Below are 9389 nucleotides of genomic sequence, written 5' to 3'. Positions count from 1 at the left end.
ACTACAAACTTTCTGAGAGGAAAATATTCTATTCCAATTTGGCGGCGAAGTGGGAATGTGAGCATAGTATTGTATCTTATTACAATTACTTTGTTTCCAGTTATTGGGTATGTTATTTATGCCAATTCAATAGGAGTTCTTACTTCACCGATTCGAAAGTTACAATTCTTTCTCTTCCTTCCGGTAACAGCCTCACTCATTTACGAAAACGAGATTAGTACTCAACATATATATTCCACCTTTCTTTTGATTGCCACGCTACACATAACTGTAGGAATAATTCGTTTTTTTAATATAGATGTTGCTTTACTAGCAATTAGATATGAATCACTAATTACAGCATCAACAATTGACGACGTTCCAGCACGGTCGGCAGGGATGTTTGGAGCAATTCCATGGTTTGGTTCGTTGATGGCGATGATTTTTATATATGCTGCCGTTGGCTTGTATAATAGTGAAATTTCAATCAGGTTAGTAGTTCCACTCTTGATGCTCTCATTTCTGGGTATTATAATGGCGATCTCAAGAACAGCCATGATTATGATTCTGCCTGGGATTGCGGTTCTAGTGTGGTATTCAGCACAACAAGACGGTAGATTAGTTGTATTAGGAGGCACCGCTTCAGCTGGTTTCCTTATAATAAATCAAATAACGGGTGGAGGAACGCTGAAACGGTTTGCTCAGATGAAAAATCTGATAACAGGAAATCCAAGCGAAATCTCTGCTCTTGATACTCGATTTGAATTGTGGCAGTCAGGGATAGTCGTGTTTCGGGAGTTTGCACCGTTTGGGACTCTTGTTTCACATAGTTATGTTATTGATCTAGTCACAGATAGCCTCTATATATCTAAATTAATACAAGCAGGTTTTGTTGGTGTTGGCACAACATTATTTTTATTCGGTTCAATTATTGCCTGCGGATTTGCAGAGACAATAGAGAAAGGTTCTTTATTTAGTGGTCTTCTCATAATGACAGTAACCATAGGGTTCGCAATTGGTGGTATTACGATGAATATAACAGGGTTTGTGCCAGCTATTATTGTATTCTGGATAACTATCGGGATTACTATTGGAGAAAAGAAGAGAGCTATGAGGGTAATTGTACGTGTTTAATTATGATCTTATTGAATAGGTAGTATACGGCGCTCTTATTATAGTGAGCATCTGTCTTTAGTTAAGCCTCACACCTCGGTTGTGTAGCGGTAGCGAGCGTCTCTTGTAAGATTGGTCGTCGTTTGTGGATCTTTTGAGCGTCTTCGATCAGGCCGAGCAGCGGCGGTGGTGAGTAGCCGAGGAACTTACCGAGTTCGTGGAGAATAAGTGGGCGTGCAACCGGAAGGTCGCCGCCCAGCGCTCTGTCGGAAACACAAGCTCATCATCCGCCTGCTCGGTGACTAGATCAAACAGATCACGGCTTACAAGCAGCGACAGCAGTGCTGCGTATAATAAGATCCTCACCACGTGTTCGTCACTCGTGTCGAACTCGTCCAATTCGTACTGCGTCTTCAGCTCCCGGGACAGTAACTCAACTTCCCACCGACAGCGGTAGATCTCCGCTAAATCCGCCGGAAAGAACTCTTTCCTCGCTAAATTCGTTATGTACAGGTGGTAGTCGTCGGCGTCCTCATTATGGACGCCGACGACGTGAAATCGCTTTGTATCTAGCGACCGCGTCCCATTATACGGCCCTCGGTTGAATTCGACTTCGACCTCTACATCGATGTATTTCCGGTCAAGATCATTGAGAACAGCTCGGAGCTGCTTGCCCTCTAAGGGAATGGCGTGGCCGCGCCATTCCCGTAACTCCCCCGTAATCAGCGGATTCGCGTTCTGCTTCAGCCAGCTCAGGAAGTAGCCGTCGTTTTCGTCGATTAACGCAAACCGGCGGTACTTGAAGTACGCGAGATCGAACAGCAGGAGGCGATTCTCAAGCCACGGCCCTGTTTTGAACAAGGTGCTGTCATGTGTTTTCTCGTTAGTAGTATCGATCCGTTCAATCGTCTGCTCTGTGGTATTGTGGAGCAGGTGGAGCTTCGCTCCAGCCTGCTCCTCGTGGCGGGCTTCGAACTGGTCTGAGAGAAATTCGTGTAACCGCACCACCGTTCCATCAGCGATCATCACGTCTCTAAGTCGGTCGAGATCAGCGTAAACAGCGTTAGGAACAGCGACCTCGTCGAGCATGGTCTCGACGAGGTCGCGGAGGTACTCCGCAAGCGTCGGTGTCAACCGCTGATAGAATCCACCCGGAGAGATCGTCTCATCGGCAGTCGAGTTGTAACAGCGTCTAAACCCAGCGAGTGTTCGGCTTTCGCCTGCGGCGAAGCCGAACACGAAAGCCCAAACGAAGGCAGGGATCTGGAGCTTGCGGTCACGTTCGACCACGCCGAGTTCCTCGGCGTGGTCTTCGAAGGACTCAGAGGGAAACAGTGTAGTGAGCCGACGCATAATCCGAGATGAGGAGTCCTTGTCGTGCACAGACTGGACTTCCTCATTCCTTCCGAAAGATGCCTCGATAAGCCGCCGCTATCACGCGGTTTCTCGCTTAACTAAAGACGGATGACTGTTCGATGAACCTCCTGCGCGATACTTAGATCGCGTGGCAAGTGCTGACGAGAAATCTCGATCAGCTGAAGATGGCTGTCGCAGGCAAGGGTTTGGCTGGGACGATCTCCGCCACAAGTTACGCTAAGAGGGCATCAAACCGGTGATTAAGCATCGTGAGTTCTACTCGCTCGATACAGCACATAACGCGCGGATTGACGATACCGTCTACCACCGGCGGTCAATCGCCGAAGCAATATCTTTCTCACTTCGCAGACGGTTCGGCTCATCAACCCGGGCTAGGACATGGTTTGGACAGCTTCGAGAGCGCTCTTCTGTAGGAGATTGTTGATACTGCTGAGCTCTCGCTGTGGAGTCGAAGAGGACAACGGCACCGCGTCAGCGGTGCCCGACACGGATGATTCCGCTAGATGTGTTTGGGTCGGAATCGGTCGCAGCGGACCTGCTCCAACAGGTTCGCTGGCGTGACAGTGTGACTTGCCCCCGCTGCCGTTCTGACCGAACGGTCAGAAACGGCAGCTATCGCCAGTTTCAGCGGTATCTCTGTAAGGATTGCGACCGCACGTTCAACGATAAGACCGGCACGACCTTCGCTCACTCGAAGATCGCACTCCGCAAATGGTTGTTCTCGATCTACACGTTTTTGCGGTTTAACACGAGTCTTAGGCAATTACAGTGCGAAATCGAAGTCACCTACAAAACGACCCATAGACGTGTCGAGCGCTTCGCCGAAGCGCTCGACGCGCCGTCACTTGATCTCCGTGGACCGGTCGAGATTGACGAGTTCTACGTCTCTGCTGGCTTGAAAGGCCGCGAGCGCGACCGCTGGTCGCGCTCTCGCGGCCTCTCTCGACGCAGACGCGGAACGTATGATCAAGACAAACCGCCTGCGTTCGTTCTCGTGGATCGTGGCACCGAGCAGTGGTACGTTGTGCCAGCGAAATCCGCAAAGGAATCGACGATCCGGCTCCTGCTGGCTGACCGCCAGCAGGAGCCTCTCGCCGTCTATACCGACGGATTTTGCGCGTATGATCCGCTTACAGAAGACGAAACATTCGACCGCAAATACGTCGTTCACGGAGACGGTGAGTACGCCGACGAGACGGTCCACGTGAACACCTGCGAGAGCCACGCGTCGCTGGCGCGACGGTGGCTCTCGCCGCATCGAGGCATCTCAAAAGACCGCCTCACACAGTATCTCCGAGCGTTCCAACTCAGACGAGAACTCTATCGCAAACCAGGACGAGAAGCGCTCAAACACGCTGTCAAAGCCACTCTCTGAAATGCCTTGTTGAACGTAAGACTGCGTCGGGGTAGGGTCAATAACTCACGGTTTCACGGCGTCAAAGACTGGTTCTTACACTCAGAAGATGTAGTAGCTGCCGCTGACGGTGTTGCTTGAAGAGTCAAAACTATGCCATCTTACTCCCTTGATCAGACGACGACGGCGATGCCTCTCCCAAATATGTCCGGAGAAGGGGGAGCAGGCGGCAGAGTTCACGCATCCGGTACTCGTTTTCCCACCGACAAAACGAACTGTAGTGCGGTGCGTCGTCGAGATCAAACACGCTGAGAATACCGGGCATCTCGTTGAGGTAGTCTTCAGTCTCACGGAGACTCTTTTCGAGCTCAACGCGGTACAGAATCAACGCGATCTGTACCCACTCGGCGTACCCGTCCGCGCCATCCGGCGCGGCGGGTACGTCCGGATCATCAACATGCTGTTTGGCAAGGTCTCGACACATCCAAGCAAGCCGCCTGAGGGATGCCATATCGCCAGACGGCGTCCATTTCCGGGTTAATCTGACGGAATATTGTAGTAAGACCGTCTGAGACCGTCGTCACTATACGGCGAAACAAGGCATCCCGTGTTGGTCGAGGAGAGAGTGGATTTCGTTTTTGAAGTCCGTACGTTTCTCAACTAATCGCTTCCGGCTGCGCACGAGTACACGACGCTCTCGGAGCTTGTCGGACGGGACGTAACTCTCAGCGATCATGCCGGCTCGGCGAAGTTGCGCGAGCAACTTCGCGTCGAGCCGGTCGTTTTTCACTTCAGCATAGCCAATCGCCTTGGTTTGGCTCGGATCTGCGACAACCACGTCAAGATGTTCGTCGAGGGTGTCGTAAACCTTGTAGTAGTTGCTGGTTGCTTCGAGCGCCGCTTTGGCTCCAGCGTATTCTTCGGCAACGTCGTCGAGATTCGCGTTTGCGACGCGAATCTCTTCGACAACCTCGGCATCGTCGTCCAAAACAGCGACGTGCGACTCATCTTTATGAAGGTCGATTCCGAGGTAGTACATGGTTCATCTGGAGTGGGAGTGCATGGAGTAGAGACACACCTATTCGGGCTTGCCGCCCGTCTGTCGGTCAGACAGACGGGCGGCGTCCCATGATGCGGCTTCCTTGGCACGTAGACCAATCAAGAGCACGCGTTCGAAGACGCCTGTGTAGCATCGGCCTTTACCACCCCATTCTTACTCCATGCGCTGGGGACTTAGCAGGCTTTCATCCCATCAAGAGCATTCGAGAGATTGTACCAGCTGTCCGGACTCTCGAACGGACAGTGAGAATCTAACTCCTGTAATCTCACACGTCTAAACAGGGCCGATTTTATGAGAACGCAAACGATCTGAACCACTCATTAGCAGTTTCTGCTTCGGTGTTGAGTGCCTGAGAAGCCTAACAAATATACGTGTAGCATGTATAGAGATTTTAAGCAGAAAGAGCTATACTATTTATTTATATGAATTCAAAGCTGAATGAATTGATCGGTATTGGACCCATGTCGCCACCGATTACAGGTCCAGGTATAAAGAATAGAGCGATTAAAACGGGTCTTGAAAACAATGGTTACAACATAACTTGGATTGACACTCTAGGGGATAGAAAAAGGTCTGTTTATCAGGTCATAAAATCAGATAAAGATAGCAATTTTATTGTTAGTGTGTCGACAAATGGGAGATTTTTACTTTCTCCAATACTAGTTTCTAAAATGATTACCGGGTCTTCAAGAGCAATCCTGCTGCCAGCAGGTGGCGAATTCAAAGAAGAATTAGCTAACCTTCCGTACCCGACAAATAAAATTTATAGGTATATATTTAATAAATATGATGGTATATTTCCAGAGTCTGAAATCGAAGCAAAAGAACTAAAAAGTTTTTTCAATCAAGCAATAAAAATCACATCACTTCCTAACCCCCGCTCGAGACCAAACACTTGTAATATAGAAGTAGGTAATTCAACTCTGGATCTAGTTTACGTAGGGAGGGTAAAAGAGACAAAAGGTTTAGATTATTTGATCGATGGGTTCGAGTGTGCTCGACAGACTACGCCAAGTATATCTTTAGATATATATGGCCATTTCTTGCCAAATGATGAATATGAATTGAGATTCAGAAGGAAATGCAATCAAGCGGAAGCAGTTGAATATAAAGGAAAGATACCAGATGGTGAAGTAATGAAAACATTACGAGAATATGATCTATTAGTATTTCCAACGTATTATGACGGCGAGGGATTTCCCGGTGTTATAGTAGAAGCATTTATGACAGGAACACCTGTTCTAGCGAGTAATTGGAATTATAACATGGAAATTGTTGATCATGGATACAATGGACGTCTTTTTGAGCCACAAAACTCATATGAGATAGCAAAGAACATTAAATGGTTTAATCAAAATCCGGGCAAGTTAGAACAAATGAAAAAGAATGCTTGGAAGTGTTCTAAACGATATAGTACTGACACGGTAGTTGAGGATCTAATCAATATCCTTATTGATATTGGCTGGGAACTAGACACATCATGAGTGATATCACTCTTAGTTGGGGATATGGATGTCGAAACGCGGGCGACATGGCCATTAATTATGGATCATTAGAATTCTTGAATAACAACTTTCAAAATAAAGAGGTTCATATCATTTCTCGGTATCCTCAACGACACTCACAAGTGACTAAGGCAAAAAATAGGCTAAATGAAAGAGAATACGACTTTGAACTATCTGGAGGTCCAATTCGTTATGACCCGAAAAACCAGTCAAGTGTAGAGAGAAAATACGCGTTGATAAGTGATATTATTCGATATACATCTGACATCCTAAACTTGGATAGTTTCAACCACCAGTTTGAGTCCAAAATAGCCTCTTCGATTCGCAACTCTGATCTACTGTTGTTCAATGGCGGAAATCTGATCCATCACAGCCCACATAGGGGATCTCTTCCATACGTTCTCGCTATCATATATCCGTTAGTAGTCGCTCAGCGCAATGACACACCTTACGCTCTCTTACCTCAGACGATGTTCAATCTTGAGGGCCCGTATAAATCAATACTCATCTCTATTTTGAATGGATCCGAATTTATTTCGACAAGAGACGATCGAACTTATGAGTATTTAATTCGCAAGGATTCGATTACTACTCCGATATACAGTGGACTGGACATAGGATTTGTTGGTTGTCGTCAGTATAGTGAAAGTAATAAGAGTTCGGGAAGAAATCATATCGCTGTTGTTCCTCGATTCTCTGAGCTCGGTGATACCGGCGATATACAAGAAACAGAGCTCAGTTCCGTAGAGACAAGCCTAAAACAATACATACAACGAGTTATTGACGATGACAATTCGGTCTCGGTTGTCGTACAAACAGTTTCGGAGAGAGATTGGGTCAATAAAAATATGACATTTTTACAAGAGACGGGAGTTGACGTGTTTGAATCGTATGATCAGGAGGAGTTGTGCTCGTTCTATGCCGAATGTGATCTACTGGTAACAATGCGGTTACACGCTGGTATCTTTGCGTTAGCACAGGGAACACCGGCGATTGGAATATACCGAGATGAGTGGGGGCCTAAGATACCCGGTACGTGGGAGGCACTAGATATCTCTGCGTACACCAAATCGTGGGACGAGGTAAGCCCAAACACATTATATGACCTCTCTTTATCCGCTCTAGAACAGATGAATATTCTTAGAGAGCGTATCTTTGAAAATATAGATGAACGAACAACAGGGATGACTAACAGATTAGAACGTGAAATTAGAAAGATATTGGACTAGTTACGCCGGGTCAGTACATATTTTCCACGTGAGTTTAGATCCTTCAGAACCAATCATCAAGAGTGCGTCTCTCGATATTTCCTGACCATATCTTGGAAAATAGGGTGCATCGATAACCGTAGCGTGATTATGTCCAGCTGGTATGATCGAAAGGAAGTGGCCACGGTCTGGACATGATATACGGAACAAATCATCCTCCATTTTCACATTTAGGTCCGGATGAACGTGTAATCGACTTCGGATTGGGGACCGTTCAGTGTCTATCTGGTCGGAGATAGTCCAAATGTTTTCATCTCGTCTAATATCACGGTGGTGATTGTATGAAGGACAGCCAATTGTGTTGACTGAATGCGATATTTTAAGTCTGTTTTTTCTCGGATGAAATGAAATACTCGGATCAACGGTTCCCCACATCCAAAAAGATGATGCCATCCGGACTGGTTCGTATTCGTCGACTTGGACGGTATTGTGATTCTGGATGCTGCGAGCGCGCCGGCGATGGGGCCCAGCAGAGTATTCAAACACACCTGTATCGGTGAGGACTCGTTGGTTACCGATCCATAAACAGACATGTCCTGGATGAATGTGAGCGTGAGCTGGAAGATGTGGGACAGTTAGTTCATGTCCAGCGACTAGCATCTGCTCTTCATCAGTTCCAAGCCAATAGTATCCAGAGTCAGTTAGTGAGCAGAACGATTGGTTATTTTCCTGCTTCTGAGTTAGATTTAGTGTGGGAATCGATCGAGCATACTGTAGAACCGATTGGAGTGGAAGTGCTTCATCGAAAACAGAATCATTCAATAACGGGATCTGGTTATCTGGTGGTTGGAGATGTTCCATAAATCGAACTCCATCCGTCGCAGTTTCTCGAATTATTCTGGATACTTCATTTAGAGATTCTAATAGGTCTACGGCAGTTAAAAATCGCTGAAGGACGATCAAATGGTACATTGGGCTACGTTCGATATGACCTCCATCTTCAAAGAATTGGTTCCAAGAAGCCTGTTCAAATATCCGGATCCCGAGTTGTCGCCAAGTTTTTTTCTGAAAATATACACCGGCCATAACTAACCCCACAGCGTTCTCAATAAGATGATTTCCGCCCACACCGTGTTCGATATTGTCAGCAAGGAACTGTGCGTTCTTATGTATGAACTGATTGATCGTCTTTCGGAACTCATGCCCAAGACGTTTGTTAAACAGAGCAATATATCGAGTCCAATTCAGTATTCGTAGGGAAACAGAGTGTGGCATCCAGTACCGGCGTAGGTAGCCGGTATCTGAAGCGATAGGGTGGTTATCCATCCAATCATTAAGCCACATTTGATGTACTCTCAAGTCGCTATCAGGAATGTCTGAGGGATGGTGAGAGGACAACCAGATCGGTTTAAGATGCTCGAACCCCCAACATTTGAGTTGCCAGTGAGATGGTTGATCCAACACCGCAGGCGCATCTACCGATATAGACTGTCCGTCTTTAAATGAAATCGTTTCATTAAGAAACGACAGATCACCACCGATTGTTGCTTCCATCTGTTTTTGAAAGCTTTCGCGCTTGTCAGAAGTACTCTCTTGGAGTCGGATTGTATTCTTTCGTATCGATTCAGAACAAGGTGTGAACTCATCAGGGATACGTTTCTCATATCGGCTATCAATATTAACTGGCAATCGGGGGAAAACCGCAGATTTGAATTTTCGGGTCGCGATCCCGAAAAGCTGTCTCGGTTGTTTGTTGAGTGCGGTTCCAGCAAGGGTCAAATAATCCGTCATCC

The 9389-nt window shown here is 47.0% G+C and carries 6 protein-coding genes and 3 pseudogenes; 5 read left to right on the top strand and 4 right to left on the bottom strand.

The features are described from left to right. On the top strand, positions 1 to 1113 hold a 1113-nt coding region (locus tag DJ73_RS19850), incomplete at its 5' end, for an O-antigen ligase (protein ID WP_217900447.1). Positions 1114 to 1174: 61 nt separating this feature from the next. Here DJ73_RS19850 and DJ73_RS13345 read toward each other — a convergent pair. Beyond that, a pseudogene (locus tag DJ73_RS13345) lies at positions 1175 to 2445 on the bottom strand (IS4 family transposase). A 116-nt stretch (positions 2446 to 2561) separates the two neighbouring features. Between DJ73_RS13345 and DJ73_RS21030 the strand changes: the two are divergent. After that, positions 2562 to 2893: pseudogene (locus DJ73_RS21030) on the top strand (IS5/IS1182 family transposase); the annotation flags it as partial. Between the two features lie 66 nt (positions 2894 to 2959). Then, positions 2960 to 3844, top strand: a complete 885-nt coding sequence (locus tag DJ73_RS13340; protein WP_094558220.1) for an IS1595 family transposase — start codon at positions 2960 to 2962, stop codon at positions 3842 to 3844. 199 nt (positions 3845 to 4043) lie between these two features. Here DJ73_RS13340 and DJ73_RS13335 read toward each other — a convergent pair. Both DJ73_RS13335 and DJ73_RS13330 read right to left on the bottom strand, forming a co-directional pair. Next, positions 4044 to 4334: pseudogene (locus tag DJ73_RS13335) on the bottom strand (IS5/IS1182 family transposase); the annotation flags it as partial. Between the two features lie 72 nt (positions 4335 to 4406). Beyond that, a complete protein-coding gene (locus DJ73_RS13330) occupies positions 4407 to 4862 on the bottom strand; it encodes a transposase (RefSeq protein WP_254921659.1) in 456 nt (151 codons plus the stop codon). A gap of 443 nt (positions 4863 to 5305) precedes the next feature. Between DJ73_RS13330 and DJ73_RS13325 the strand changes: the two genes are divergently transcribed. Next, the gene (locus DJ73_RS13325; RefSeq protein ID WP_094558219.1) at positions 5306 to 6367 is read left to right on the top strand and encodes a glycosyltransferase family 4 protein; all 1062 of its coding nucleotides are present in this window, start codon (positions 5306 to 5308) and stop codon (positions 6365 to 6367) included. After that, positions 6364 to 7617 (top strand): polysaccharide pyruvyl transferase family protein, encoded by a 1254-nt coding sequence (locus DJ73_RS13320; protein ID WP_094558218.1) that lies wholly within the window; start codon positions 6364 to 6366, stop codon positions 7615 to 7617. Before DJ73_RS13325 ends, DJ73_RS13320 begins: the two co-directional genes overlap by 4 nt. On the opposite strand, the gene DJ73_RS13315 is transcribed toward DJ73_RS13320, so the two are convergent. Beyond that, positions 7618 to 9387, bottom strand: a complete 1770-nt coding sequence (locus DJ73_RS13315; protein ID WP_094558217.1) for an alginate lyase family protein — start codon at positions 9385 to 9387, stop codon at positions 7618 to 7620. It abuts the gene before it with no gap. Positions 9388 to 9389: the final 2 nt, after the last annotated feature.

The organism is Halorubrum sp. Ea1, from assembly GCF_002252965.1.
Classification (GTDB): domain Archaea; phylum Halobacteriota; class Halobacteria; order Halobacteriales; family Haloferacaceae; genus Halorubrum.
The sequence above is the reverse complement of the archived record's forward strand: the minus strand, read 5'-3'. Positions and strand labels throughout refer to the sequence as shown.